This window comes from Parasedimentitalea denitrificans (assembly GCF_011813015.1).
Classification (GTDB): Bacteria; Pseudomonadota; Alphaproteobacteria; order Rhodobacterales; family Rhodobacteraceae; genus Parasedimentitalea; species Parasedimentitalea denitrificans.
In genome coordinates this window covers 24,766-51,292 of the sequence record NZ_QHLQ01000003.1, presented here as the reverse complement: position 1 = coordinate 51,292, position 26,527 = coordinate 24,766, and the positions used below count along the sequence as shown (strand labels likewise).

Below are 26,527 nucleotides of genomic sequence, written 5' to 3'. Positions count from 1 at the left end.
AATGACTGGCACTGTTTTGATCCTTGGCGCCACTGGTCGAATTGGCCGCGCCTGTTCCGAAGCCTTTTCCCAAGCGGGATGGGAGGTGAGGCATTTTGATCGCAAGTCAGGCCAATTGATGCAGGCGGCCAGAGGCGCGCAGGTGATCGTGAATGGCTGGAATCCCAACTATCCTGACTGGGCCGAACAGGTGCCTGAACTGCATGCGCAGGTGATTGCGTCGGCGCGCGCAGTTGGGGCGACGGTGATTGTGCCGGGAAATGTCTATGTGTTTGGGCAGCACACGCCGGGGCCTTGGTCGGAAAGCACACCGCATCACGCTGAAAACCCACTGGGGAAAATCCGGGTTGAGATGGAGAAGGCCTATCGTCAGTCGGGGGTGCGGACCATCTTGTTGCGGGCAGGGGATTTCTTGGACACTCAGGCGTCAGGCAATTGGTTCGACATGATCCTGATTAAGGATCTGGCCAAAGGGCGGTTTACCTATCCCGGTGATCCTGATTTGCCGCATGCCTGGGGGTATTTGCCTGATCTTGCGCGGGCGGCGGTTGCGCTGGCTGAAAAACGTGCGGCCCTGCCCGTTTTCACGGATGTGCCGTTTGCAGGGTATACGCTGACGGGACGAGAGCTTCTGGCGGCGGTGAACCGGGTGAGCTCGCAGCAGGCCAGGTTGAAATCGATGTCTTGGTTGCCGCTGCAACTAGCGCGGCCGTTTTGGGCAATGGCGCGGGGGCTGTTGGAGATGCGGTATCTGTGGAACACAGGGCACCGGTTGGATGGAGCTAGGTTTGAGGCGCTGTTACCGGGCTTTCGTCACACTCCGTTGGATCAGGCAATTGCTTCGGCGCTGCCGTCAGCGTTGGTCCAGCGAGATGTCCAGCCAGACCAGACGGTGGCGACTGGCGAGAAAGTCGGACTGGTCTGAGGTCTGATTTGATATTGTGGGCCAGTGGACGCCAGCATCAAGCACCTGCAGGTCAGCAGAGGGCAGCAGGTAGTCGACTCTCATTCGGCCAGCGTTTTCCCATTCAACGGTGTTTTCCTCGGCTTCAGAGCTGGTAGGGCGGGGATCTTGCAGGCGTGGGTCGGCCAGTAGCGCGGTGATGGCGCTGCGTTGGCCGTCGCCACGGTGTGGGTCAAGATTGGCACCGCCTGCGATGACCAAGGGTGTTTTAGGGGTAGGGCCAAGGGCTCCGTCTAACAGCAGTTGCCACAGGCGGATTTCGTCTGCATTGCGTTTACCGTTGCGATCCTCGGCTCCGTCGAACAGTGGTGGGGTGGCCTGAAAGGTGAGCAGAGACAGAGTGCCGCCGTCTTGTGTCTTTAGTGGTATCACCCAGTGTGCCGTACTGGACAGGCGTTGGGCTCGCAGGGCTTTTGCAGATGGAAACGGCGAGCCGTCAGGGTGCTGTGGCAGTTGGGCGCCGGGCAGGTCGCGCCACAGCAGTGGGCTAAGGTCCCGTACCGCATCGCGATCTATGGGCAGTCGCGACAGCACCGCATTGCCATCTTGGCCGGTGAAGCTGCCGTATCCTTGCGAGTCCCTTGGGCCGCCAAGGCGACCGTCGCCATCCAGATCCAAGTCACTGGCCATTCCAGAATTGGGCTGCTGGGCGAATAAATGCGGGTAGGTGGCTCCGGCTTGTTTCAGGCGGAGTTGCAGGGCCTGAAGGGTACGCTTTTCATAGTCCCAGTCGATACCTTGAAGAACCAGTATATCAGGGTTCACTGTAGCGATTTGATCTATGACTGCTTTGATCTGAGGATCTTTGCCGCGTTGAATATCGCGTAGCAGAACGCCGGGGCCATTACGCGATAGTTCGGTGTTGAACGTGGCGATGCGCAGGGTATCAGCTTTGACAGGAAGGGCAAAGAAGAGCAGCAGTAGACCTGCGGCCCATCCCCTCATGCGGCTTGCAGTGCCTGTGCATTGGCATAGGCGCGGCGGCGTTTCTGTTCGATCAGGTCTGCCACACGCAGCATTGCCATACCGCGCATTAGCATCGAGGCGGGTAGAAAGCCCCAGGCTCCGATCATCCAGACCAGAGTTTGCGGGTTGTTCAATATTGCTGGGTTCAGCACTGCTGACAGCAGGCTAACTATGGCTGGAATGGCAAAGGGCAAAAGGACGCCAATCACCATGTTGACGCGACCGTCGCGCTGAAGCCGTTGAACGACATCGCCGCCAGTGGTGGGGTCGAACAATGGTAGGTTGACCCAGACATTGAATGCGCCGTTGGCGACTGGCCAGTTGCGGACGTGGATGGCAAAGAAGAAGCAGGCAATGCTGATTAGGCCGATTACATAAGACAGCCCAGCAGCCGAGCGGACCATGTTCACGGTTTCCGGCTGGGTATGTGCGGGCAGCATCAGGGTGATCAGGTGCACTGGCGAGTATGAGAAATCCAACGCATTTCCAAGCATGAGTCCCAGACCATGCACCAGTGATGTTAGGCCGGTTGGGTCAAACGAGTGTCGTGCCATCAGGCAAAGAGCGCCGAGCGTCAGCAGCATCGACAGGAACCGCATGCGGTTCAGCGGCGGTGCCTCGCGGAATTCGATGAAACTGGGGAAGCTGGAGTAGTATTCGGCAAATGTCAGCATGCCGCCCAATAGGGCCATCAGTGCTACAATTTCGGTCGTACCTGTTGCCGAGTTGGGTAATAGCAAAGACGGCATGGCGATCAGAAACGCCACAAGTATGCCGCGCATTGCTGCGCCAGTTATCCGTGTTATCACTGTTCGTTCCCTTCAAACTGGACAGGTCGATACGTTGCCGAACCTTTGTTCCAACTTGACGCAACCCTGATGAATTAAGATTGCCATGCCTCATTTGCGCCTTATTTGTGCCTTGTTTCGCGATTCCTCTCAAGATCTGGGCGGAAAATATCGCTTTGGGTCGGGGTTATGGTTAGGGAAGTGGTGCGGGAATGCATCATGAGCGCCCTGCATCTAGAGGTATTTCGTTTTCACTACTACATCTGGTGGTACTGACCCTGTTCTCCATAGGGAGGGTCAGGCAACCTATGACAGTGGCCGCCTGACTGGATGTATGGTCATAATTGACCGGCTCAGTTGTTTTGGCTGCGGCTTGAAAGCCCGATTACAATCAAACCGAACCCGTTCATCATCAATTCGATGCCCAGCATTATGCCTAGGAAAGTCAAAGATGCGGCTGCGAAGTTGGTCCAGATATATCCTGCCAGCAGTACAGAGATGGCGCCAGACAGGATCATTGGCCAAAAGTATCCAGTGCTGCGCAGCTTCCACGCAAAGACCAACCGCACAATACCGCTAGCGGCAAGCAGGATGAGAATTAGCATGGTCAGCGATATAGCCCCTTCCAGTGGGTTGAATAGAAAGTTGGTGCCAAGAACCCCCATCAAAAGACCCATCAGTATCCCGAATAATTTGCTGCCCATCGATTCGTCACTGGTAACGCCGCCGACGACTTGAAACACGCCGGACACCATCAGCATTGCGCCGGTTAGGGTGGTGACTGCCATGGTCGCGATGACGGTATTGCCTAGCACCAGAATACTGAAAACCAGTGACAGAGCGCCAAGCAGCATCCATTTCGCTGAGTCTGACATATTATCTCTCCTAAAAATTCATTCTACTAAACCTGCCAATCCAAAGTGATTGAGGTCAATGTGGGTGTACTATGGCCTAATTTGTTAGCCACGTGCAGGGGGAATGTTTGCCAGGACAGTATACTACTGACTCGGCTGAATGCTGCGCACTGCCAGCAGGTGTTGCGGCGCTCATGCTACGATCAGCCATTCGGCGTATTGATTCGTCGATTTGTTGAGAGGAGTAATAAGTTTTGGCCTATGTTACTTTGACCCTTTGGTCTGCCAGTGAAATGTCAGACGAAATGATCGCTACTGCCAATGAGAAATACGTTCCGCTGGTTATGTCAGTTGGGGCAACTGGTGTGCAAATGGTGCGCACTGGCGATTTAACGATGTGTGTGATTACCCAGTATTCAGATGCTGAAACCGCCGCAGCGGCTCAGGAGAAAATTGCTGAGGTTCGAAAACAGGCGGCAGGTGAATTTACCATGACCATGGAAGGTGTTCACGCGGGGGAAGTGTTCGCCAGCAACTGATCTGTCAGAGACGGTACTAAAAAAGGCCGCCCATTTCTGAGCGGCCTTTTGTTTGTCTTAGGCGTATCGCCAGTTCAGACCCAAGGGCGTGACTGAGCGGCCTTTTCTTCGAATGTGTCGATTGACGCAGCTTTTTCCATGGTCAGACCGATGTCATCCAGACCTTCCAGCAGGCAGTGCTTTTTGAAGGCGTCGACGTCGAACTTGATCACGTCACCATCGGATGTGGTGATTTCCTGGGCTTCCAGATCCACAGTCATCCGCGCGTTGGCGCCTTTTTCAGCGTCAGCCATCAGAATGTCGACCTGCTCTTGCGGCAGAACGATTGGCAGGATGCCGTTCTTGAAGCAGTTGTTGAAGAAGATGTCAGCAAACGAGGTCGAAACCACACATTTGATGCCAAAATCAGCAATCGCCCAAGGTGCGTGTTCGCGCGACGAGCCGCAGCCAAAGTTATCACCGGCCACCAGAATGTCAGCATCCCGGTACTGCGGCTTGTTCAGCACGAAATCAGCGATCTCGGTGCCGTCACGGTTGAACCGCATTTCGTCGAACAGGTTCTTGCCAAAACCGGTCCGCTTGATTGATTTCAAGTGGACCTTAGGGATGATCATATCGGTGTCGATATTGACCAGCGGCATAGGGGCAGCGATGCCCTGAAGTTTTTCAAACTTTTCCATGTACGTATTCCTTATACCAGCTCGCGTACGTCGGTCAGCTTGCCGGTCAGGGCAGCAGCGGCGGCCATGGCAGGGGACACCAGATGGGTGCGACCCTTATAGCCTTGGCGACCCTCGAAGTTACGGTTCGAGGTCGAGGCACAGCGCTCGTTCTCGGACAGCTGGTCGGGGTTCATTGCCAGACACATAGAGCAACCGGCCAGACGCCATTCAAAGCCTGCCTCGACAAAGATGTCGCCCAGACCTTCTTCTTCGGCCTGTGCACGGACCAGGCCGGAACCCGGAACGATCATGGCGCGCATACCATCTTTGATCTTTTTGCCTTTGACCACGTCAGCCACGGCGCGCAGGTCTTCGATGCGGCCGTTGGTGCAGGAGCCGATGAAGACTGTGTCGATTTCGATGTCGGTCAGTTTCTGGCCAGAGGTCAGACCCATGTAGTCCAGCGCGCGTTTGACCGCATCAACCTTGCCGCCGGTAAAGTCTTCGGGCGACGGAACAGTTGCGGTGATCGGCAGAACGTCCTCGGGCGAGGTGCCCCAGGTGACAACCGGCTGGATGTCTTCACCTTTCAGGGTGACAACCAGATCAAACTCGGCACCTTCGTCGGTGTAGAGTGTTTTCCACCAGTCCATCGCAGCTTCCCACTGGGCGCCTTTAGGGGCGTGGGGGCGGCCTTTGACATATTCAAAGGTGGTTTCGTCTGGCGCGATCAGGCCAGCGCGGGCGCCGCCTTCGATGGCCATGTTGCAGACGGTCATACGACCTTCCATCGACAGATCACGGATCGCTTCGCCGCAATATTCGATGACATAGCCGGTGCCGCCAGCAGTGCCGGTTTCGCCGATGACAGCCAGAGTGATGTCTTTGGCGGTCACACCGGGCTTCAGCTTGCCGGTGATTTCGACCTTCATGTTCTTGGACTTCTGCTGGATCAGTGTCTGGGTGGCCAGAACGTGCTCAACCTCGGAGGTGCCGATGCCGTGTGCCAGCGCGCCAAACGCACCGTGAGTCGCGGTGTGGCTGTCGCCGCAGACCACGGTCATGCCGGGCAGGGTCCAGCCCTGCTCGGGGCCAACGATGTGCACGATGCCCTGACGGATGTCGTTCATTGGGTAATAATGAATGCCAAATTCCTTGGCATTGGTATCCAGAGCGGCAACCTGAATGCGGCCTTCTTCGTTCTTGATGCCGTCAACGCGGTCTGGCGTAGTCGGGACGTTGTGATCTGGCACAGCAATGGTCTTTTCTGGCGCGCGAACTTTGCGGCCGGCCATGCGCAGGCCTTCGAATGCCTGGGCGCTGGTTACTTCGTGAACCAGGTGGCGGTCGATATACAGCAGGCTGGTGCCGTCTTCGGCTTCATGCGCAACATGCGCATCCCAGATTTTGTCATAGAGCGTTTTGGGGGACATGGGGTCCTCTCCCGTTGTGTATTTCAATAAGCTGGCTGAGGGGCGGGAAGGCGTTATAGCCGAGCCAAAACCGAGCGGGCAGCACCAAAGAATCGCTCGCGCAGTCGGGTGCGATCTTGCAGTTCGATTTTTTGCGCCAATACGGGTATCATGGCTGTCAGATACAGGCGGTGGCCTAGGCAATCAAGGGTTCGACGGGCCCAACTGGGGTAAAGACAGGCCCAAGTGCGGTAAACATAGCGAACATTGCGCGATTTCCTTATGTGCATGGCTGCTACCCTCTTCACTCTGCCGTGCAGATCGGGCACAGAGGCGCCTTGATTCGCCTCAAATCTTATCGGCCGCGTTGAAAGCAGGTCTGAGGCTTGCTATTTTTGTCCTATCCCCAGCGCCGGGGGACGGACGGCGCCCAAAATGGAGGACAGAGTCCTGTCACCTGAATCTGAAGCGACTGATGCCGCTGACCGTGGGGCAGCCGTGACGGCGGCTCAACCTCGACCTTCCAGCGATGAACTGCTGGCCTTTATCCTGTCCTCGCTTGACGAAGACAAAGCCGAAGATGTGGTGCAGATTGATCTGCGCGGTAAAACGGCTATCGGCGACCACATGGTCGTTGCCACCGGCCGGTCGACCCGCCAGGTTTCCGCGCTGGCGGTAAAGCTGACTGAGCGGATCAAGCAAGAGTATGGATTTACCTGCAAGACCGAAGGCCGTGATACTGGCGATTGGGTTTTGGTTGATACCGGCGATGTCATCGTCCATGTCTTCCGCCCCGAAGTGCGCGAGTTCTACCAGATCGAAAAAATGTGGCTGGGCGGCGATAGCGCCGTTTAAGCCTAACAAGGGGATCGGCCCGTGCATTCGCGCGGGCTGCTGCTGAGGTAGGTCACCATGCGTGTACATCTCTGTGTTGTTGGCCGCCTGCGGGCTGGCCCTGAAAAAACTCTGATCGATGACTATCTGACCCGGTTTGACCGCAGTGGCCGTGCCCTGGGGCTTGGGCCTGCGCGGGTGGTCGAGGTCGAGGATAAGAAAAACGCCGGTATGGCAGCCGAGGCTGCATTGCTGCGCAAGGCGCTGCCCAAAGGCGCGGTGATCTGCACACTGGATGAGCGCGGCAAGGTGCTGTCCTCGCCTGATTTCGCGCAAAAGATGGCTGGCTGGCGCGATACGGGGCGTCAGGACTTGGCGCTGATCATCGGTGGGGCCGATGGAATTGACCCCAGCCTACGGGCTGAAGCCGATTTTTCGATATCCTTTGGCAAGATGGTCTGGCCACACATGTTGGTGCGGGTGATGCTGGCCGAGCAGGTCTATCGCGCGGCGACCATATTGGGTGGTAGCCCGTATCATCGGGTCTGAGGGGCTTTGGACGCGCCTTATGGCGCGTGCCTGCGGCGCGAGTATTTTTAGCAAAAAGAAGTACGGGCGTGTTACGGTAGGCGGACCAGATATGTTTTTGTGGCCCAGCCGTCGGTTAGGCAGCGGGCTTGGATTTGGACTTGCCGAGTTCCCTTAGGAATCTGGACGCGACCCAGCGAACGAGTAAAGGGTTGTTCCTGTTCATGAGGGTGGGCGAGGACCCGCAGGCCCAGCTCAGTTTCATTCATATCCAGCACGCGCCAGCCATCGGCATAGTGATCCCAGCCTGTGTCGGGATGCGAAATCGTGACGTGGAATTGCCAGCCGCTGCCAGAGTGTTGTGCGCTTACGTTCTCAACAGTGGGATCGTCGGCAAAGGCAGGCAACGCAGCGGTGGCGAGAATGAGGGCAATGAAATGTTGCATGTCCGCACTCTAGCGGGGTAGAGAGAAGAGAGGATTCACGTTGTTGTGTCTGGCGGGATACGCAGCAGGGTTTCGCGTGACTGTGACACGAACTCTCGGCGATAGAGCATGGCCAGAGTGACCAGAATTGCGCCGATCAGGGCGAAGGCGCCGGCCAGCCAGGCGACGGCGGCTAGTGCAAAATAGGTGGAGCGCATGCCGCGATTGAAGCTGCGGGCGGCATTGATGCAGATCTCTGCCGCTTGCGCTGCGCGCGGGTAGGCTTGGTCGCCGTCCGGTTTGTTTGGAACTGCGGCCATCAGGACCGAACAATAACCAAACAGCCGATGGGCCCAGACGTATTTCAGAAAGGCATTGGCAAGAAACATCAGCACCAGAAGCAGTTTGATCTCCCAGACAAAGGCCGGTGCCTGACCGAGCGTGAGATCGCTAACAACGCCTTCGAGCTGTTCGGTGTTGCCGATCAGAGCGAGGCCGCCACCAATGGCGATCATCGCAGCCGAGGCGAAGAAGGTGGCGCCTTGGCGCAGACTGCCGATCAGTTGGGCATCAAAGACCCGTGGATCACGGGATACCATCTGATGCATCCAACCGCGGCGGAAGTCCTCCATCAGGACTGAGACCGAAGGGCGCGTAGGCGCGGGGCTCTCGATGCGCCAGCCAATCCAAAACCAGCCTCCGATCAGAATGGCTAAAGCTACTAAATCAAAGGAGGAAAAGAGATTAAGGCGGTCTGTCCATGTCATGAGGTCAGCCTAACGCGACAATATGGTTCTTGCCAGAGGGTATAAATTGGTAATATTAATTTACCAAAAGGAGAGCCGACATGGATATGCCATCCCCCAGTGCTGTGATTCTAGCGCGCAAAGCCGAGTTGGTTGCTAAACTGGCGGCAGTCTTGCCGGGGGATGCGTTGATACAGGACGAGGCCGAGACGCGGGCCTATGAATGTGATGCACTGACGGCTTATCGCTGTCCGCCGATGTTGGCGGTGTTGCCGCGTAGCACGCAGGAAGTCTCGGACGTTTTGCGGATTTGTCACCAGATGGGTGTGCCAGTGGTGCCACGTGGGGCGGGGACATCGCTAGCGGGTGGAGCGCTGCCCACTGCCGACTGCGTGATCTTGGGGGTGGCCCGGATGAACGAAGTGCTGGAGGCGGATTATGACAACCGGGTGATCCGGGTGCAGACTGGGCGCACTAATCTGAGCGTGTCGGGCGCGGTAGAGGAAGAGGACTTTTTCTATGCACCGGACCCGTCGTCGCAATTGGCCTGTGCGATTGCCGGCAATATCGCGATGAATTCAGGCGGGGCACATTGCTTGAAATACGGCGTGACCACCAACAACCTGATGGGCGTGACCATGGTGATGATGGATGGTACCGTGGTTGAGATTGGCGGCGCGCATCTGGATGCCGGTGGATTGGATCTGTTGGGTGTGATCTGCGGCAGTGAGGGCCAGTTGGGTGTGGTGACCGAAGCGACTTTGCGAATTTTGCGCAAGCCCGAGGGCGCGCGGCCGGTGTTGATTGGCTATGACAGCAATGAGGTGGCCGGGGCCTGTGTCAGTGATATCATCAAAGCTGGGGTTTTGCCGGTGGCGATCGAGTTCATGGATCGGCCGTGTATCGAGGCTTGTGAGGCGTTTGCCAAGGCGGGCTATCCGATGTGCGAAGCGCTGTTGATCATTGAGGTCGAGGGCAGCCCTGAAGAGATTGATCATCAGTTGGGGCTGATCATCGAAATAGCGCGGTCGCACAATCCGGTAGAGCTGCGCGAGGCGCAGGACGCGGATGAGGCTGGGCGGATCTGGTTGGGCCGCAAATCGGCGTTTGGCGCGATGGGGCAAATCAACGACTACATGTGTTTGGACGGGACGATCCCGGTGACCGAGCTGCCCTATGTGCTGCGGCGGATTGGTGAATTGAGTAAGCAATATGGGCTGGGGGTGGCCAATGTGTTTCATGCCGGGGATGGCAATATGCATCCGCTGATCCTGTTTGATGCCAACAAGCCTGGGGATCTGGAGCTGTGTGAGGACATGGGTGCCGATATCCTGAAGCTTTGTGTTGAGGTTGGCGGTTGTCTGACCGGTGAGCATGGTGTCGGAGTCGAGAAGCGGGATCTGATGTTGCATCAATATTCCCCCGAGGATCTGGAAGCGCAGTTGAAGGTCAAGGATGTGTTTGACCCGCATTGGCTGTTGAACCCCGCCAAGGTGTTTCCGCTGTCGGTGACCGAAGGGCGACGCGCTGTGGAGCTGAGCAAGTGATGGGGGCTTTGCCCCCAAACCCCCAGGATATTTAGGGCCAGATGAAGAAGATGATGTTGAAGCCGAAATCCGAGACTGAATTGGTAGAAGTGATTGCTGATGCAGGTGGCCCGCTGTGCATTCAGGGTGGGGGCACCCGAGGGTTTGCGAGTGATGGTGAGGTGTTAAGCACCCGAGGGTTAAGCGGTGTCGAGCTGTATGAACCGGGTGCGTTGACGATGGTGGCGCGGGCGGGAACGCCGGTGGCTGAGATTGAGGCGCTGTTGGCGCAGAGCGGCCAGCGGTTGGCGTTTGAGCCGATGGATCATCGTGGGCTGTTGGGCAGTGATGGGGAGCCGACAATCGGGGGTGTCTTTGCTGCCAATGTATCAGGTCCTCGGCGTATTCAATGTGGGGCCGCGCGGGACTTTCTGTTGGGGGTTCGGTTCGTCGATGGCGCTGGGCATGTGGTCAAGAACGGTGGCCGAGTGATGAAGAATGTCACCGGCTATGATTTGGTCAAGCTGATGGCAGGGGCGCATGGCACATTGGGGGCGCTGAGCGAGGTGTCGTTCAAGGTGCTGCCGGAGCCGGAGGCCGAGGCAACTGTTCAGGTTGGTGATGTCGGCCTGTCGGTGGCGGTGCAAGTGATGTCTGCGGCGTTGGGGTCGCCCTATGATGTGACTGGGGCAGGGTATGACCCTGACACGCGTAAGGCTTATGTACGGATCGAAGGTTTTTCGAGTTCGGTTGCCTATCGGGCAGATCGGTTGAGCGCTGATCTGGCGCAGTTTGGTGAGACACAGCAGGTTGAAAGAAGTGCGGACCTGTGGCGGGGTATTCGGGACGTCAGTGCGTTTTATGGGCGAGAGGGGGATGTTTGGCGGATCTCGGTCAAGCCATCGGATGCTGTGGCGCTGGCCGACCAGTTGCAGGCGGATGCGCTTCAGTTTGATTGGGGCGGGGGATTGGTTTGGGCCTTGGTCCCGGAGGGTGTTGATCTGAGGGCGCGTATGGGCGTTTCGGGGCATGCGACGCTGGTGCGTGGCAGTGCCGAGACACGGATGCGTTTGGGGCAGTTCCATCCACAGCCTGCACCGTTGGCGGCGATTTCAGCGGGGTTGCGGGCGAAATTTGATCCACGAGGGATCCTTAATTCGGGGCTGATGGGATGAAACGTTCGCAGTGTTGCTATTGCCCCTGTCGTGGCGCGCTGGGCGCGTTTGAGGAGGTAGGCCATCATGAGATCTGTAATGTCTGTGGCTGGCAGGATGATCCGATCCAAAGAGAACAGCCGGATTACGAAGGTGGGGCGAACGACCTGTCGCTCAATCAGGCGAGTACCAATTATCTGAACCATGGTTGCAGTGATCCTGTTCACTCTCATCGTCAGACAAACCAATCGGAATAAGCATGCAAACGACATTTACCAAAGAGCAGTTGAATGATCCTGCGACCCAGCGGTCCAATGAGATCCTGCGGTCCTGTGTGCATTGTGGGTTCTGCACAGCGACATGCCCGACCTATCAGGTGCTGGGGGATGAGTTGGATAGCCCGCGCGGGCGGATTTATCTGATCAAGGATATGCTGGAAAATGAGCGTGTGCCGGATGAGAAGACGGTCAAGCACATCGACCGGTGCCTGTCCTGTCTGGCCTGTATGACCACCTGCCCAAGTGGGGTGCATTACATGCATCTGGTGGACCATGCGCGGGCCTATATTGAGGCGAACTATAAACGACCGTTTAGTGATCGTGCCCTGCGGTGGATCCTGTCTCGGATCTTGCCCTATCCGGCGCGGTTCCGGTTGGCGCTGCTGGGGGCCAAAATTGCGCGGCCGTTGCGCAACCTGATGCCTGATCCACGGCTAAAGGCGATGCTGGAGATGGCGCCAAAGCACATTCCACCAGTTAGTCGCAATGATGATCCGCAGAGTTTTGCCGCCGTGGAGCCACGCAAGAAACGTGTAGCGCTGATGACGGGCTGTGCGCAGAAGGCTCTGAATACGGACATCAACGATGCCACCATTCGGTTGCTGACCCGATTGGGCTGTGAGGTTGTGGTGGCCGAGGGCGCAGGGTGTTGCGGTGCGCTGACCCATCACATGGGGCGCGAGGATGAGAGCCACGCGGCGGCGGCCAAGAACATTCGGGCCTGGAGCAGTGAAATTGATGGCAAAGGGTTGGATGCGATTGTCATCAATACCAGCGGCTGTGGCACCACGGTCAAGGACTATGGCCATATGTTCCGCAATGATCCGCTAGCTGCGGATGCGGCGCGGGTGTCGGAACGTGCGATGGATATTTCGGAGCTGTTGATGCAGTTGGACCTGCCCATCAGCGCGGACAAGGGGCTGACGGTTGCCTATCACGCAGCCTGTTCATTGCAGCATGGCCAGCAAATCAAGACGCACCCTAAAACATTGCTGAAACGCGCGGGGTTCAAGGTGGTAGAACCTGCGGACAGTCATTTGTGTTGTGGATCAGCTGGTACCTATAACCTGATGCAGCCCGAAATTTCCGGGCAGTTGAAGGACCGTAAGGTGCGGACGCTGGAGGCCAAGATGCCAGACGTGATTGCGGCGGGCAATATAGGATGCATGATGCAGATCGGGTCGGCGACAGAGCTGCCTATTATGCACACGGTGGAGCTGCTGGATTGGGCAACCGGGGGGCCGCAACCGCCTGCGATGACCGAACCGGGAAAGCGCGCGCCGACAATTCCACAACTACGCTGACATAACACATACCAAAATACAGGAATCACCTGCATTCATCTGCGCTTTGCCGTAATTTTGCCGTGAGACGCCTCTAGCCTGCGTGTCACAAAGCGTTGGAGGTGAGTATTTGCGACATTTGCTGATGGTATGTGTAATGGCCTTGGTGCCTATGATGGCCGCCGCACAGGACAGCCGTTTGTTGCGGATGGATACCACCGATGCAGGCCGCCAGTGGCAGGCTGTGGGCCGGTTGGACGTCAACGGCGATGGGTTTTGCACCGGAGCGCTGATTGCGCCTGATCTGGTGCTGACGGCGGCGCATTGCTTGTATGACAATCGAACCAAGACCCGGCTTCGCCCTGATACCATTGAGTTTTTGGCTGGTTGGCGGAATGGGCGTGCCTCGGCCTATCGCACCGTGCGGCGGGCTGTTGTGCATCCGGACTATATCTATGATGGTCAGGTTTCGACCGAGAGGGTGCGCAACGATATCGCCCTGCTGCAATTGCAGCGCCCCATTCGCAATACCACGGTTACTCCGTTTCAAACCGATGTCCGCCCGCGCAAGGGCGCGCGAATCGGAGTGGTATCTTACGCGCATGACCGCGCCGAAGCGCCAGCGTTGCAAGAGGTCTGTGCCGTGATGGCCCGCCAGCAGGGGGTTCTTGTGATGTCTTGTGATGTTGACTTTGGCTCATCCGGCGCACCGGTCTTTTCCTTTGACAATGGCACCCCACGTATCGTGTCGGTTGTTTCCGCCAAGGCCGAGGTCGACGGCGAGCAGGTATCTCTTGGATCGGCGCTGGCCGAAGAGTTGGAGCTGCTGCAGGCCCAATTGAGCGAAGTTCAGGTGGGCAGCCGGTTGCCGCCCGGTGTAGGGCGGGTGACGGTTGGTGATGGGCGTAACAACACTGGCGCAAAGTTCATTAAGCAATGAGCGCAGGTTTGAAAGCTCTTGCTACATGTGTCGCGATGTCTTTGGCCGGGGGCGCCTTGGCTGGAAGCACCAGCCTGCGCGCGCTTTCTGACCGCGAGGATTTGCTGGGCTGGGAAGCTGTAGGACGGTTGGATTTTGCTGGGCAGGGCTATTGCAGTGGTACCTTGATTGCGCCTGATCTGGTGCTGACTGCCGCCCATTGCGTCTATGACCGAGACGGGCAAATGCGCGCCGTGGACCAGATTCAGTTCAGGGCCGGACTGCAGGAAGGCAGCGCCATTGCAGAACGGCAGGCACTGCAAATTGCCGCCCATCCCGGTTACCGGTCCGAGCAGAATTCCAATATTGAAAACATCACCCATGATGTGGCGCTGATCCGACTGGAAAGCCCGATTAGCAGTTCAGAGGCGGATCCATTTGTATTGCATTCAGGGCGCAACTACGGCGACGAAATCTCTGTCACATCTTATGGTATGGGGCGCGAGTCCGCCCCATCGCGGCAACGTCGCTGCAATCTGATGGGCGAATACCAGCAGGTGATGATGATTGACTGCAATGTGACCTTTGGCTCATCCGGTGCGCCGGTGTTTTCGATGGTTGGTGGGCGTGGGCGGATCCTATCGGTGATCTCTAGTGGCGGTACCTATCAGGGGCGCAGGGTTGCCTATGGTATGAAGCTGGCTGATCGAGTGGCCGAGCTGAAGGCGCTGCTGCGTCGTAACCCGGTGGCGGCACCCGACCGGCGGATCAAACGGATACGGGTCGGTAGCGGCATGAACGCGGGTGGTGCCAAATTCGTCCGGCCCGGCGGCTGACCCCCTCTTGAAAGGCGCGATAGCGTAATTATCTCAGTGTCATCCGGATCGCCGCTAACGGGGTTCGGATCTGAGATGCCTGTCCCAATGTGGGAAGGCGCAACATGTATCGCTCTGATTGAGGATGAATTATGCGTAGTTTTGATTTTGCACCACTAAACCGAGCTTCTATTGGCTTTGACCAGATCGCGGATCTGATGGATCGGGCCCTAACCACAGATGTGGCGCAGCCCAGTTACCCCCCTTACAACATCGAAAAGACGGATGCCGATGCCTACCGCATTTCGATTGCTGTCGCCGGGTTTTCTGAGGCGGACCTGAATGTGGAAGTGAAGGAAAACGGGCTGATTGTGACCGCCAAGAAAGCCCAGGATGTGGAGGAACGCAGCTACCTGCATCGCGGTATCGCCACCCGCGCATTTGAGCGTCGGTTTACCTTGGCCGATCATGTGCGGGTGACCGGGGCCAGCCATGTGGATGGCATGCTGCATATCGACCTGCAACGCGAGGTGCCCGAGGCGCTGAAACCCCGACGTATTGAGATTTCGACGAAGCGTACTAAGTCTAATCTGGTAGAGGATAAAACAGTTAATTAACGCGTTCCCAGCTGTAGTGGGAACGGTTCGGAATGAACTGGGAACGCTTCAGATCGATCTTCTGCCAGAGATCGTGTAAGGACCGGCTATACTTCTTTCCCTAGTTGACCGGGACTGGATCCCCTTGGTTGCCCACCAAGGGGATTTTCCCGTTGTAAGGGGGCGATCTATTGGCTGAGACTGTCAGCCAGACGCATCAACTGCACCGCCTGTGACCGATATCCAAAGGCATCGTCCCCCTTGGCTCCGTTGGCCAGATCAATGGCCTGAGTGTAAGACCAATCACCCAGATACGGACTGTTCTGCAGTAGCTGCCCAAAGCCGGCGATGGCTGTGGCGAACTGCATGTCTGGTGTTGCCTCGCCGCCCGGCAGGATCGGGGTTTCGATCAAGTTGCTGGTGTCTTCGCCAGGGCGTTTGTAGCGCAGCCGCAGGAAACCGTACTCTTCACTGGTCGCGGCCACTTCCGCAGGCTGATAGCGCAGCGGGTCACTCAGCCGGGCAGGGCTGCCAACCGGTGTGACCTCATATATCGCAGTCACCGCGTGACCAGCACCGATTTCGCCGGCATCAATGCGATCGTTGTTGAAATCCTCGCGTTTCAGCGCGCGGGTTTCATAGCCGATCAACCGGTATTCGGCGATCTGGGCGGGGTTGAATTCAACCTGAATCTTGACGTCATTGGCGATGGGGAACAGGGCACCGCCAAGCTGGTCGACCAGTGTTTTCTGTGCCTCGGACAGGGTGTCGATATAGGCGGCCTGACCGTTTCCGTTCTGCGCCAGCGCCTGCATGGTGGCATCGTCCAGGTTGCCACGGCCAAAGCCAAGCACTGACAGGTAGGTTCCGGTTTCGCGTTTCTTAGCGATGAAGTCCTTCAGCTCGTCCGGGTCGTAGATGCCCACATTGAAATCACCGTCAGTGGCCAGAATGATCCGGCTGACATCGCCGTCTTCACTCATGGCTTCGGCTGTGGAGTAGGCCTGTTGTAACCCCTCCTGACCAGCAGTTGAGCCACCGGCGTCCAACCTGTCGAGGGCGGCCATAATAGTAGCGCGCTCACTGGCCTGTGTGGGTTCCAGAACCTGACCAGCGGAACCGGCATAGGCGACAATGGCGACCTTATCCTCGGGGCGCAATTGGGCCAGCATCAACTGAAAGCTTTGCTTCAGCAGCGGCAGTTTGTTGGGGGCGTCCATGCTGCCTGAGGTATCGATCAGGAAAACAAGGTTCAGCGGCGGGCGTTCATCCAGCGCGGGCTTCTCGCCTTGGAGCGCGATGTGGACAAGCCGTGTTTCCGGGTTCCACGGTGTCGCGATTACTGTGGCACGAGTGGAAAACGGTGCGCCGTCCGATGGGGTGGCATAGTCATAGGGGAAATAGTTCACCATTTCCTCGATCCGCACCTGTTCCGCATTGGGCAGTTGGCCGTTGTTCAGGCTGGAACGTAGGATCGCATAAGAGGCGGTGTCTACGTCAATCGAGAAGGTGGAAACCGGTTCTTCGGTGGTGATCTTCAATGGGTTGGGCTCTGCCTCGGCGAAGGCCTCGGTATCGGGTTCTATCCGTACTTGGGTGTCGTCGGCATACCCCGGAGGAGGTGGTGGGGCGATCAAGCTACGCCGCTCTAGTTTGGCCGTGGCGGCAGGTCGGGCCAAAAGCGAAGGTGACGGAGCAGCGCCCGAGAGTTGCCCCGTTGGCGCAGCCATGTCTGCGACCTCTGCCATTACCGGGGCTTCCATTGGAGCGACAAGCATTTCCTCGGCTTCGCCTTCGGCCTGTACCCGGACACGGCTGTCGGCTTCTAGGGTTCCAGCAATGGAATCGACGATTGTTGGTTCAGGGTGTGGAGGCGTTAGGACGTCGGCGGGTTGCTGCAGCGCGGGCAGGTAGACAAACAGGCCAATGGCAACGAGAGCGGTTGAAGCGGTAAGCGCCTGGCGGGTGGAAATAGCTTTGAACATCGAAAATACTCCTCTGAAGAAACCCTGTTTTGGGCGATCAGAGGTGAAACGGACCTGCGCCGCTGTTTCTTGGCGGGTGGCAAAGTTTTTTTCCGCTAGTGCGATATTTTCTGCCTTGCGCGCGGCGTCAGGCGCCGGGGTGGCGGCGCGCATTGCGTCTTTCAAATCGTCTAGGTCGTCAAAGGGGTCGCTCATGATGCGTCCTCCTGTTCTTTTAGGGCGCGTAGATGTTTTTTGGCCTCGGATACTCGCCAGCTGACAGTGCCGGGTGAGATGCCAAGGATCTCGGCGGCATCCGCGTGGGTCACGTCGTCTAGTATCAATGCCAGAGTGTCGCGCAAATCATCGGGCAATGCCTGCATAGCGCGGGTTAGCCAATCAAGCTGGCTATTGGTATCTGCGATGGCGGCCTGTCGGTCGACCTCCCAGTCGCCCCAGCCGCTGGCCGCCTTGGTGTGCGTCGCAGCGCGGCGGCGGCGGTCGTGGGCGGCGTTGACCACCACCCGGTAGAGCCAAGTGCTAAAACGAGCGCTGGGCTGATAATGCGCCATCTTGTCAGGCAGCGCGGCGCAGATGTCCTGAGTCAGGTCCTCGGCCTCGGCGCGCTGACCGGTCATCCGAAAGGCCAGGCCAAAGACACGATCATAGTGACGACCCAGCAGGGCCGAAAAAGCCTCTGCGTCGCCATTTGCCGCTGCCGCAGCCAGTTGCTGATCATCCACCGTCATACGCATTACGTAAATTGTAACGCAGGCCGATGCCAGTTTCTTGGTGCGGATCAGGTTTATTGCGAATTTATCGATGGGATAGTCTTGGTAGGTGGTACGCTTACTGTATGTTTCAACGTGGGGATGTAAATCGCCGACGCGAGGGAGATTTTCCTGCTTTCTGAAGCAAATTCAGCAATTTACTTACTATTATATATTTGAAACACAACTTTATTCCGCTACGGATTACCTGTTCGGTGCTTACACTGTAGTGAGGTAAACGGTTGATTTGGTCTGGATCTAATGTCTGAATTGGAAGGGTTAATTGGAATGACGGAACAAGCTGAGGCTGTTCGATCTAGTTTTTCGCGGGTTTTTGCAAAAAAAGCGGAATTGACCACTAGCTTTTATCACCATCTTTTTCTGTCTCGCCCCGAAGTCGAGGGCATGTTCACACAGAACTTCGGCATTCAGAAAGAGATATTTTCGTCCATATTGACGATGGTTGTGCGCACCTTGGAGCAGCCGAAGTCGCTTGATTTGTTGACCGACAAGTTGCGCGAGCAGCATGACGCACTGGCGATCAGTGCGGATCAGTGGCAAGCCGCAATCGATGCCTTGATGCTGTCGTTCCGAGAGGTTCTGCAGGATGATTTCTCCGCAAAGGAAGATGCGGCTTGGCGCGAGGCAGCAACGATGCTGGTCGGCAAAATGGCCGGTTCAACTGACTAACATATAGTCAGTGAAACTCTGGCCTGAATGCGCCTGCCGTGGGGCAGACGCGAGCCTGCCGCTATGCGCGACAGGTTTTGGCAAAGGGTCGATTAGACCGACATGCAGATGTATTTCATCTCCAGATAGTCTTCGATGCCGTGGTGGCTGCCTTCGCGGCCCAGACCCGACTGCTTGACGCCGCCAAATGGGGCCAGCTCGGTTGAGATGATGCCGGTGTTGACGCCAACGATGCCATATTCCAGCTCTTCCGCCACCTTGTACACGCGGCTCAGATCCTTGGCGTAGAAGTATGACGCCAGACCAAAGATGGTGTCATTGGCCAGCGCAATCACTTCGTCTTCGTCCTCAAACTTGAACAGTGGTGCCAGTGGGCCGAATGTTTCATCGGTGCTGAACAGCATGTCCTTGGAGGCGCCGGTCACGATGGTCGGCTGGAAGAATGTGCCACCCAGTTCGGACGGGTTGCCGCCCAAAATAACCTCGGCACCTTTGGCGGTGGCATCGGCGATGTGGTCCTGAACCTTGGTCACGGCCTTGGCGTTGATCAGTGGGCCAAAGTGGATACCGTCGTCCAAACCATCGCCGATGTTCATCTTTTCAACAGCAGCTTTTAGCTTGGCGGCGAATTCGTCGTAGACACCAGCCTGCACATAGATCCGGTTGGCACAAACGCAGGTCTGACCGTTGTTGCGGAACTTGCACATGATCGCGCCTTCGACTGCGGCGTCGATGTCGGCGTCGTCGAACACGATGAACGGAGCGTTGCCGCCCAGCTCCATCGAACATTTCATAACTGTGTCAGCAGCCTGACGCATCAGGATGCGGCCGACTTCGGTTGATCCGGTAAAGGTCAGTTTGCGCACTGCGTTGTTCTCGCAGAATTCCAACCCGGTTTCCGAGGCGTTGGAGGATGGCACAACGTTGAACACACCCGCCGGAATGCCAGCGCGGTCAGCCAATACGGCAATCGCGGTGGCCGACAATGGCGTCAGTTCAGCGGGGCGGGCGACGAAGGCACAGCCAGCGGCCAAGGCAGGGCCGGCCTTGCGGGTGATCATCGCGTTGGGGAAGTTCCACGGCGTGATCGAGGCGGCAACACCAATCGGCTGTTTTAGCACAGTGATACGCTTGTCGCGCTGGTGGCCGGGGATGGTCTCGCCGTAGATGCGCTTGGCTTCCTCGGCAAAGAACTCGATGAAGGATGCGCCATAGGCGATTTCACCACGGGCTTCGGCCAGCGGCTTGCCCATTTCAGCAGTCAGAATGACGGCCAGATCTTCCTGGTTCGCCATCATCAGGTCGTACCACTTGCGCAATACGCCAGCGCGTTCCTTGCCGGTCCACTTGGCCCAGTCTTTTTGCGCTGCTTCTGCCTGAGCAATAGCACCAGCGACCTGTGGGCGTTTGATGTCTGCAACCTGGGCGATCACATCGCCACGCGCGGGGTTGGTGACGTCAAAGGTGCCGTCGCCGTCGACAAATTGCCCGCCAATATAGGCGCGGTGTTCCAGCAGGCTGGGGTCTTTCAAAAGGGAACGAAGTTCGGTGGTGGTGTCAAGCATGGGTGCCTCCCGGAATTGATTTGTCGGATGCAGAACAGTTGTGCCTAGATATGTCCAGAAAGAACCATGAGTCCAGAATTTGATCAAATATTCGTGCTACAATTTTTGATAGTGCACGATCAGTAAGAGTATTTGACATTTGGACGCAGCGGATATCCTTTAGGTTTAAAGGAATTCTTGGGGGATGGATATGGAACTGGATGATGCATATAGCAACGGCGCCTATATCGACGGGGCTGATGGGTATCCGCCGCGTTGGGCGGCTGAGGCTGCGGTGCTGCGGGCATCGCTGGGGGAACGGGCGAAACTGGATATTCCATATGGCGACGGTGAGCGTCACAAGTTTGATCTGTTCCTGCCTGAGGGTAAGCCCAAAGGGCTGTTTGTCTTTGTTCACGGTGGCTATTGGCTGTTATTCGACAAATCCAGCTGGTCGCATTTGGCTGCTGGAGCCTTGGCGCAGGGCTGGGCCGTCGCGATGCCGTCGTATGACCTGTGCCCAGACGTCTCGATCGCCGATATCACAGCCCAAATCGCAGCGGCGGTAACGCGAGCCGCTCAGGAAGTTGAGGGCCCGATCTCACTGGCCGGGCATTCGGCTGGTGGCCACCTAGTGGCGCGGATGCTGGACAAGGGCCTGCTTGCACCAGAGGTCGGGAATAGGCTGCGTACTGTGATGCCGATTTCGCCGCTGTCGGACCTACGCCCGCTGATGCGGACCTCGATGAACGAGAAGTTCAAGCTGGACGAAGCCGCTGCTGAGGCCGAGAGCCCGGTTCTGATGCAGGATCGTTATGAAGCCTCGGTCACTGTTTGGGTCGGCGCAGATGAGCGTCCTTCGTTCCTGGATCAGGCCCAATGGCTGGCAGATGCCTGGGGGTGCGATCAGAAAATCGATCCCGGAAAGCATCATTTCGACATTATAGATGCGCTAAGCGACATCGACAGTGAGGTGGTGGCAATTCTCACAAAATAAAACTTGCGCGGCGGAGAAATCCGCCGCAATTTCCAGCCAAGGGCCAGGCGATGGCGTCGCCGCATAACAACATGCTGCCCAGATATCTTATAAACCGTCCTGAACGCCGGGACCTTTCTTGTAAGAAGGAAGGGTCGAATATGACTTCACGTCCTGAAATGTATCGTTTTCACAATGGTGAAAAAGCACCTTTGCAGTTTACCGAGGCTGAATATGCCAACCGCGTTGCGGGCCTGCGCAAAATCATGGTGGACAAAGGCGTTACCGCCGCTGTTTTCACCTCGATGCACAACATCTCCTACTACTCTGGCTTTACCTACTGTGCCTTTGGCCGCCCCTATGGGCTGGTTGTCACCGCTGATGAATGCGTGACAATTTCCGCCGGTATCGACGCCGGTCAGCCTTGGCGACGCTGCTATGGCGACAACATCACCTACACAGATTGGCAGCGCGACAACTACTGGCGGGCGATTCTGTCCGTATCAGGCCCAGATGCAGTCGTAGGCTATGAAAGCGATCACCTGTCGTTGTTGCAAAAAGGTAAGCTAGAACACTACCTGAACCCGAAATCCACCGTGGACCTGTACGAGGCGACCATGGTGCAGCGGATGGCAAAGTCTGAGGCCGAGATCGAGATGATCCGCCAAGGCGCGGCAGTTGCTGACGTAGGTGGCTTTGCCATTCGCGATGCGGTCAAAGAAGGCGTGCGCGAGATCGACGTGGCGATGGCCGGTCGTGATGCGATGGAGCTGGAGATCGCCAAGCGCTTCCCAGATGCCGAATACCGCGACAGCTGGGTCTGGTTCCAGTCGGGCATCAACACCGATGGCGCCCACAACCCGGTTACAGCCCGCAAATTGCAGCGTGGCGATATCCTGTCGCTGAACACTTTCCCGATGATTTCCGGCTATTACACTGCGCTGGAACGGACCATGTTCGTGAAAGAAGTGGATGCCGAAAGCCTGAAGACCTGGGAAGCCAACGTGGCGGCTCATGAATACGGCATTTCACTGTTAAAGCCGGGTGCGAGCTGCGCCGAGATCACCCACAAGATCAACGCCTTCTTTGAAGAGCGCGACCTGCTGCAATACCGCACCTTTGGCTATGGTCACTCGTTTGGTGTGCTGTCGCATTACTATGGTCGTGAGGCTGGTCTGGAACTGCGCGAAGACATCGACACAGTGCTGGAACCTGGCATGGTGATCTCGATGGAGCCGATGTTGACCATTGCCGACGGTCAGCCCGGAGCCGGTGGTTACCGCGAGCATGATATCCTGGTGATCCACGAAGACGACAACGAGAATGTCACCAAGTACCCATATGGACCTGAGTTCAACGTAGTCGGGTAACACCCGCCCTGTCGACGGGCCTCACCCGCCCGTCGATCACGCATCTTAGATGCGTTCCTCCCGTTGGGCGTGGCACTGCGCATGGCGCAGTGCCTAGGGACGAAGGTCAGGGCAGGGTTTGCGGATGTGCTCTGGATAGCTTTGCGATTAGTATTTGGGGTATTGTTGGGCGGCGGCTATGGTTACCTGTTTCGTTGAACAGGAGCGCAAGCCAGTGGCCGAGAGCAAGGTAGACCAAATTCGAGACCTGTTGAAAAGCATCGAGACCGGCGCCCCCGGTCCTATCTCTGTGGTCAATGAGGCCAAGTATATTCAGCACAACCCGCAGACCCATGAGGGCAGCGAGGGGCTGGCGCAGCTGTTCCAACGGCTGTCGAAAACAGGGCCTCGGGTCAATATGGTGCGCGGGTTTGAGGACGGGGATTATGTTTTTGCCCATATGGAATACGACTTTGCCAGTCGAAAGATCTGCTTCTAGGTCTTTCGGTTCGAGGATGGTCAGGCCGTTGAGCATTGGGACAACATTCAGGAACGTCAGCCGCCGAACCCGTCGGGTCACAGTATGGTGGATGGGCCAGTGCAGGCGACGGATCTGGCGCTGACCGAACAGAACCGAGCGCTGGTACGGGACTTTGTTGAGACGGTTCTGATAGCAGGGCGGTTTGAGCAGCTGGGTGATTTTGTCGATGAAGAAGCCTATGTGGAGCATAACCCGCGCTTGACTGACGGTGGTGCGAGCCTTCGCTCGGCGCTTGCGGCGGGTGACAACACCCAAAGACATATCCATTACCAGCGGCTGCATCGTGTTCTGGCGCAGGGCAGTTTTGTGCTGTCCGTTAGCGAGGGAACGCTGGGTGGCAACCACAGCGCCTTTTATGACCTGTTCCGCATCGCTGACGGAAAAGTGGTGGAACACTGGGATACCACTGAAAAGGTCGTGCCACAGAGCGAATGGAAAAACGACAACGGCAAATTCTAGGTTTGGTCACCGAGTGCGCCAGCGGTACACGGGCCGTGGCCCGCCCATCTGTACCCAAGGCTTTCCTTTGGCGACCTTGTCTGCGAAACTCTGCTTAAAATTATCGATTTAGAAGGCCCGAGGGGATGTAAATTTGATTTACATACCTATGTAGAGGGCAAAGAATTTTGTGGGAGGAACAGGGATTATGTCGTTTTCGAATTTTGAGGATATGGTTGAAGACACCCAGAGCAAGGTGAAAGAGTCGCAGGCCAAGATTGCTGGCCTGACCTCTCGGATCGAGGCCGCGCGCGACAAGATCTCGGCAGGTGAAGCGGCAGACATCGATATCGAAAATGCCACGCTCGAAGACGTGCACGCCCATACCGAAGTGATGAACAGCAATATTGCTGAGCTGATCATGGGTCTGGATGATGTGACCTCGGCGTTCTCGCAGGACTTTGACGAGATGCGCAACAAGACCGGTTGGGAGAGCTTTGTTGGTATTTTCAGCGCTGGTAAATCGGATTCGATGCGCCAAGAACGCATGCGCACCGCCAGTATTGATGACAAGCTGCAGGATTTGATCGCCAAGTCTGACACTATCGTTCAGCTGCTAGAGGGCCAGTTGGCTGTTCTGGATGAGCAGAAGGAAAAGGTTCAGGTGAACCTGACCGAGACGCTGGATGATCGTGAAGCGACTGTACAAGAGCTAGAGAACGTGCGGGCCGAAATCCTGGCGCTGGACCCCAAGATTATTGAGTTGGAAAACAAGATCTCGGTTGAGCAGGACGCGGCGGCGCGAACCAAGCTGGAGACTGAACTGGCGGACCTGAACGCGGGCTATAACGCCATGGTGCAGGACGAGCAGGTCAAACTGGCCAAGAGCCAGACGTTGGAGCGGTACATCGAGAAGGGTAAAACTTGGGTCGATTCACTGCAAAACCAGGCGGCGACGCAGATGGTGCTGATCAACAAGCTGCAAACCGACACCCAGCAGCGGGTGGTGCTTTATGATGCGCTGACCAAATCACTGAAGACCGCGCAGCAGCAGGATGTGGCGCACCGGATCAACGAGATTGGCGTAAAGACCGACCAAGAGGCGCAGACCGCGATGGCCTCGATCGGTACGGCGACAAACCAGAAGATGGCCGACATGCTGGACGCGCACGAGGATCACATGGTGTTTGCCCGCGACGTTCTGGAGAAGAAGGCCAAGGCGGATGAGCGCTTTGCCCGCCGGTTTGCTAAGATCGTCGAGAAGCATGACAAGAACCTGTATGGGGGATAAGCGTGGTAGCTATCCTGATATTAATTATCCTGATATACGGGCCGATGCTTTTGTATGGTGGGGCAATTGTAGGTGTATTGAGTTTACTGGTGCTCATGTCCAACATGCTCACGTTTGTAGGACTGCCACCGGATAGTTTAATGGGCTTAGTGGTTGTGTTTCTAGCTCTTCAAGCTCCTATATCGGCTTATTTTGTAATCCGGATTTGGTTTCCACTTATTTGGATTGCTTTGGTCAACTTGAAAGAAGCTCTGCTTAGAAATAACGGAGTGCCCGTGACACAGGCGGTACGTGTCTTACGGGAACATTTTGGATTTCTGGGTCAGGACTGGACTAGATATAGAAAGTTTGTACGTGGCCGGAATTGATCCCACCCAAGATCATGTCAGCCGGTCCGCGGGCGGAAGCGAAGCGCCCGCCGTTTTGCCAGAGGCAAACCTGCGGTTTGACGGGGGCGGACGGGCGCTGTCCGTGCCGCAAGCGACACGGAAGAGGGAAGCATGACTGACCTAGCCAAAGACCACACCGGCCTAAGCGATACCTTTGCCTCGCGTCGGTATTTCAAGAAGTTTGAGATTATCACCGAGCATCTGACCCGTGTGGCCGGCACGATGCAGGCCGAGGGCGCGTTGGACAAACATGACGTCAAGGCGTTGACCGGTTATCTGATGCGGCTGAACTTCACTTTTCGCGCGCTCAGCATGAAATATCTGCTGGTTGGGCGCGATACTGGGCGGTTCTTTGGATCGCTGGCGATGGACACCCGCGACAGCGGCTTTCCGGTGGCGGCTGAGCTGATGACCATGGCCAATGACGCGCAGCAGGCCGAGGGGCATCTGGCCAATATGCCGTCCGAGGATCAGTTAAAAGACGACATGGTCCGGAAGATCATCGCCGACCAAGAGGTGCCGACCAAGCTACAATTCGCCCTGTCGCAACGGCTGTATTATCAGGAGCTGCTAAAGGGCGATTTGTTCTGGACCCAGAACGACCCCGAATGCCAATGGCTGGGCAAGGCGGATGGCGAGCGGCGCAAGTTCCTGCTGCATTGGGCCGCCTATGACAGTCAGGTCAACCTGCCGGTGATCTACCTGATGGAGCTGGAGGACAGCGGCAAAACATCGCTACCCAAGGACCAATATCGCTGGCCCGAGGTGCAGGCGCATTTGATGGCGCAGGGTTTGGCGGGGTTGAAACTGCTGACCATCGCCAAGGGATTTGACGAGGATTTTGACGACCTGCACCCCAAACGGCTGCGGCGCTATCACGTGGGGCCGATGTATTCCTCGGCCTATACCGAGCAGTCCGGCCCGTTGCGCCGGGTGTTGGAGGACGCGGATGCTCCGACTGGGCAAGACTGGGCAATGGCCTGGACCATGGAGGAGCTGACCAGCGAGGATGTTCGGCAAGAGCGGTCAGGCTGGTTTGGCAAGGTGGAACGCGAGGTCTTTGCGCTGGATCCCTTTGGTGGGCGTGGGGCCGATACTGGGGCGACGCGAACGCAGCGGTCGATCATCCTGCCACAGCGTCCGTTCCAGGTGCTGGCCGAACAGGACCCGCCCGGCTTTGGCGATGTGCGCAAATTTGTGGTCAGCGATAGCGGGCAAGTGTTGCGCTATTAGATTTTAGGCCTCCGGCGGGGATATTTTTGGCCAGATGAAGTTGGGCATACATT

Annotated in this window: 29 protein-coding genes; 18 read left to right on the top strand and 11 right to left on the bottom strand. The window is 57.0% G+C overall.

What is annotated here, in order from left to right; translation table 11 throughout:
• Position 1 precedes the first annotated feature (1 nt).
• Positions 2 to 925, top strand: a complete 924-nt coding sequence (locus DL239_RS04775; RefSeq protein ID WP_167682857.1) for a sugar nucleotide-binding protein — start codon at positions 2 to 4, stop codon at positions 923 to 925.
• Here the strand turns inward: DL239_RS04775 and DL239_RS04770 are convergent.
• The 3 genes from DL239_RS04770 to DL239_RS04760 form a co-directional block, all read right to left on the bottom strand.
• The gene (locus DL239_RS04770; protein WP_167682856.1) at positions 854 to 1,909 is read right to left on the bottom strand and encodes an endonuclease/exonuclease/phosphatase family protein; all 1,056 of its coding nucleotides are present in this window, start codon (positions 1,907 to 1,909) and stop codon (positions 854 to 856) included. The genes DL239_RS04775 and DL239_RS04770 overlap by 72 nt on opposite strands.
• Positions 1,906 to 2,739: a hypothetical protein gene (locus tag DL239_RS04765; RefSeq protein ID WP_167682855.1), complete on the bottom strand. Its 834-nt coding sequence runs from the start codon at positions 2,737 to 2,739 to the stop codon at positions 1,906 to 1,908. The genes DL239_RS04770 and DL239_RS04765 overlap by 4 nt, the downstream gene beginning before the upstream one ends.
• 332 nt (positions 2,740 to 3,071) lie before the next feature.
• The gene (locus tag DL239_RS04760; RefSeq protein WP_167682854.1) at positions 3,072 to 3,593 is read right to left on the bottom strand and encodes an HdeD family acid-resistance protein; all 522 of its coding nucleotides are present in this window, start codon (positions 3,591 to 3,593) and stop codon (positions 3,072 to 3,074) included.
• Between the two features lie 233 nt (positions 3,594 to 3,826).
• Between DL239_RS04760 and DL239_RS04755 the strand changes: the two genes are divergently transcribed.
• Positions 3,827 to 4,111, top strand: coding sequence for a hypothetical protein (locus DL239_RS04755; protein WP_167682853.1), 285 nt, complete (start codon positions 3,827 to 3,829; stop codon positions 4,109 to 4,111).
• Positions 4,112 to 4,185: 74 nt separating this feature from the next.
• Here DL239_RS04755 and leuD read toward each other — a convergent pair whose 3' ends face one another.
• Genes leuD through DL239_RS21640 form a run of 3 tightly spaced genes read right to left on the bottom strand, consistent with a single transcriptional unit; the run spans position 4,186 to position 6,475 of the window.
• Positions 4,186 to 4,791: a 3-isopropylmalate dehydratase small subunit gene (leuD, locus tag DL239_RS04750; RefSeq protein ID WP_167682852.1), complete on the bottom strand. Its 606-nt coding sequence runs from the start codon at positions 4,789 to 4,791 to the stop codon at positions 4,186 to 4,188.
• 11 nt (positions 4,792 to 4,802) lie between these two features.
• The gene (leuC, locus tag DL239_RS04745) at positions 4,803 to 6,206 is read right to left on the bottom strand and encodes a 3-isopropylmalate dehydratase large subunit (RefSeq protein ID WP_167682851.1); all 1,404 of its coding nucleotides are present in this window, start codon (positions 6,204 to 6,206) and stop codon (positions 4,803 to 4,805) included.
• Positions 6,207 to 6,259: 53 nt separating this feature from the next.
• Positions 6,260 to 6,475 (bottom strand): hypothetical protein, encoded by a 216-nt coding sequence (locus tag DL239_RS21640; protein ID WP_240931742.1) that lies wholly within the window; start codon positions 6,473 to 6,475, stop codon positions 6,260 to 6,262.
• 145 nt (positions 6,476 to 6,620) lie between these two features.
• On the opposite strand from DL239_RS21640, the gene rsfS reads away from it, so the two are divergent.
• Complete coding sequence (gene rsfS / locus DL239_RS04735) at positions 6,621 to 7,040, top strand: ribosome silencing factor (RefSeq protein WP_167682850.1); 420 nt, start codon at positions 6,621 to 6,623, stop codon at positions 7,038 to 7,040.
• 57 nt (positions 7,041 to 7,097) lie between these two features.
• Positions 7,098 to 7,568 carry a 23S rRNA (pseudouridine(1915)-N(3))-methyltransferase RlmH gene (gene rlmH, locus DL239_RS04730; RefSeq protein WP_167682849.1) on the top strand — a complete coding sequence of 157 codons (471 nt, stop codon included), beginning with the start codon at positions 7,098 to 7,100 and terminating at the stop codon, positions 7,566 to 7,568.
• 71 nt (positions 7,569 to 7,639) lie between these two features.
• Here the strand turns inward: rlmH and DL239_RS04725 are convergent, their stop codons facing one another.
• Together DL239_RS04725 and DL239_RS04720 are read right to left on the bottom strand one after the other, a co-directional pair.
• Complete coding sequence (locus DL239_RS04725) at positions 7,640 to 7,993, bottom strand: hypothetical protein (protein ID WP_167682848.1); 354 nt, start codon at positions 7,991 to 7,993, stop codon at positions 7,640 to 7,642.
• Positions 7,994 to 8,028: 35 nt separating this feature from the next.
• A complete protein-coding gene (locus tag DL239_RS04720; protein WP_167682846.1) occupies positions 8,029 to 8,739 on the bottom strand; it encodes a DUF599 domain-containing protein in 711 nt (236 codons plus the stop codon).
• 80 nt (positions 8,740 to 8,819) lie between these two features.
• Between DL239_RS04720 and DL239_RS04715 the strand changes: the two genes are divergently transcribed.
• The 7 genes from DL239_RS04715 (at position 8,820) to DL239_RS04685 (ending at position 15,310) form a co-directional block, all read left to right on the top strand.
• Complete coding sequence (locus tag DL239_RS04715) at positions 8,820 to 10,265, top strand: FAD-linked oxidase C-terminal domain-containing protein (RefSeq protein ID WP_167682844.1); 1,446 nt, start codon at positions 8,820 to 8,822, stop codon at positions 10,263 to 10,265.
• 41 nt (positions 10,266 to 10,306) lie between these two features.
• Positions 10,307 to 11,419 carry an FAD-binding protein gene (locus DL239_RS04710; protein ID WP_240931741.1) on the top strand — a complete coding sequence of 371 codons (1,113 nt, stop codon included), beginning with the start codon at positions 10,307 to 10,309 and terminating at the stop codon, positions 11,417 to 11,419.
• Positions 11,416 to 11,655, top strand: a complete 240-nt coding sequence (locus DL239_RS04705; RefSeq protein WP_167682842.1) for a CPCC family cysteine-rich protein — start codon at positions 11,416 to 11,418, stop codon at positions 11,653 to 11,655. The genes DL239_RS04710 and DL239_RS04705 overlap by 4 nt, the downstream gene beginning before the upstream one ends.
• A gap of 2 nt (positions 11,656 to 11,657) precedes the next feature.
• Positions 11,658 to 12,980: a glycolate oxidase subunit GlcF gene (glcF, locus tag DL239_RS04700; protein WP_167682840.1), complete on the top strand. Its 1,323-nt coding sequence runs from the start codon at positions 11,658 to 11,660 to the stop codon at positions 12,978 to 12,980.
• 124 nt (positions 12,981 to 13,104) lie between these two features.
• A complete protein-coding gene (locus tag DL239_RS04695) occupies positions 13,105 to 13,899 on the top strand; it encodes a trypsin-like serine peptidase (RefSeq protein WP_167682838.1) in 795 nt (264 codons plus the stop codon).
• Complete coding sequence (locus DL239_RS04690; RefSeq protein WP_167682836.1) at positions 13,896 to 14,714, top strand: trypsin-like serine peptidase; 819 nt, start codon at positions 13,896 to 13,898, stop codon at positions 14,712 to 14,714. The genes DL239_RS04695 and DL239_RS04690 overlap by 4 nt, the downstream gene beginning before the upstream one ends.
• Positions 14,715 to 14,845: 131 nt before the next feature.
• Positions 14,846 to 15,310 (top strand): Hsp20 family protein, encoded by a 465-nt coding sequence (locus DL239_RS04685; protein ID WP_167682834.1) that lies wholly within the window; start codon positions 14,846 to 14,848, stop codon positions 15,308 to 15,310.
• 167 nt (positions 15,311 to 15,477) lie between these two features.
• Here DL239_RS04685 and DL239_RS04680 read toward each other — a convergent pair whose 3' ends face one another.
• Entirely contained in the window at positions 15,478 to 17,469 is a 1,992-nt protein-coding gene (locus DL239_RS04680) for a vWA domain-containing protein (protein WP_167682832.1), read from the bottom strand.
• Entirely contained in the window at positions 17,466 to 18,002 is a 537-nt protein-coding gene (locus tag DL239_RS04675; protein ID WP_167682830.1) for an RNA polymerase sigma factor, read from the bottom strand. Before DL239_RS04675 ends, DL239_RS04680 begins: the two co-directional genes overlap by 4 nt.
• A 372-nt stretch (positions 18,003 to 18,374) precedes the next feature.
• Here DL239_RS04675 and DL239_RS04670 point away from each other — a divergent pair, with 372 nt between their 5' ends.
• The gene (locus tag DL239_RS04670) at positions 18,375 to 18,713 is read left to right on the top strand and encodes a globin domain-containing protein (protein WP_240931739.1); all 339 of its coding nucleotides are present in this window, start codon (positions 18,375 to 18,377) and stop codon (positions 18,711 to 18,713) included.
• 92 nt (positions 18,714 to 18,805) lie between these two features.
• On the opposite strand, the gene DL239_RS04665 is transcribed toward DL239_RS04670, so the two are convergent.
• Positions 18,806 to 20,278 carry an NAD-dependent succinate-semialdehyde dehydrogenase gene (locus DL239_RS04665; RefSeq protein ID WP_167682826.1) on the bottom strand — a complete coding sequence of 491 codons (1,473 nt, stop codon included), beginning with the start codon at positions 20,276 to 20,278 and terminating at the stop codon, positions 18,806 to 18,808.
• A 190-nt stretch (positions 20,279 to 20,468) separates the two neighbouring features.
• Between DL239_RS04665 and DL239_RS04660 the strand changes: the two genes are divergently transcribed.
• From DL239_RS04660 to DL239_RS04640, 6 genes are all read left to right on the top strand, one after another.
• On the top strand, positions 20,469 to 21,254 hold the full coding sequence (locus DL239_RS04660) for a hormone-sensitive lipase (protein ID WP_167682824.1): 786 nt from the start codon (positions 20,469 to 20,471) through the stop codon (positions 21,252 to 21,254).
• Between the two features lie 140 nt (positions 21,255 to 21,394).
• Positions 21,395 to 22,603, top strand: coding sequence for an aminopeptidase P family protein (locus DL239_RS04655; protein ID WP_167682822.1), 1,209 nt, complete (start codon positions 21,395 to 21,397; stop codon positions 22,601 to 22,603).
• Positions 22,604 to 22,781: 178 nt separating this feature from the next.
• Positions 22,782 to 23,081 (top strand): hypothetical protein, encoded by a 300-nt coding sequence (locus DL239_RS21635; protein WP_240931738.1) that lies wholly within the window; start codon positions 22,782 to 22,784, stop codon positions 23,079 to 23,081.
• A gap of 84 nt (positions 23,082 to 23,165) precedes the next feature.
• Positions 23,166 to 23,582: a nuclear transport factor 2 family protein gene (locus DL239_RS21630; RefSeq protein ID WP_240931737.1), complete on the top strand. Its 417-nt coding sequence runs from the start codon at positions 23,166 to 23,168 to the stop codon at positions 23,580 to 23,582.
• 187 nt (positions 23,583 to 23,769) lie between these two features.
• Positions 23,770 to 24,852: a coiled-coil domain-containing protein gene (locus DL239_RS04645; protein WP_167682820.1), complete on the top strand. Its 1,083-nt coding sequence runs from the start codon at positions 23,770 to 23,772 to the stop codon at positions 24,850 to 24,852.
• A gap of 500 nt (positions 24,853 to 25,352) precedes the next feature.
• The gene (locus tag DL239_RS04640; protein WP_167682818.1) at positions 25,353 to 26,474 is read left to right on the top strand and encodes a hypothetical protein; all 1,122 of its coding nucleotides are present in this window, start codon (positions 25,353 to 25,355) and stop codon (positions 26,472 to 26,474) included.
• Positions 26,475 to 26,527 lie beyond the last annotated feature (53 nt).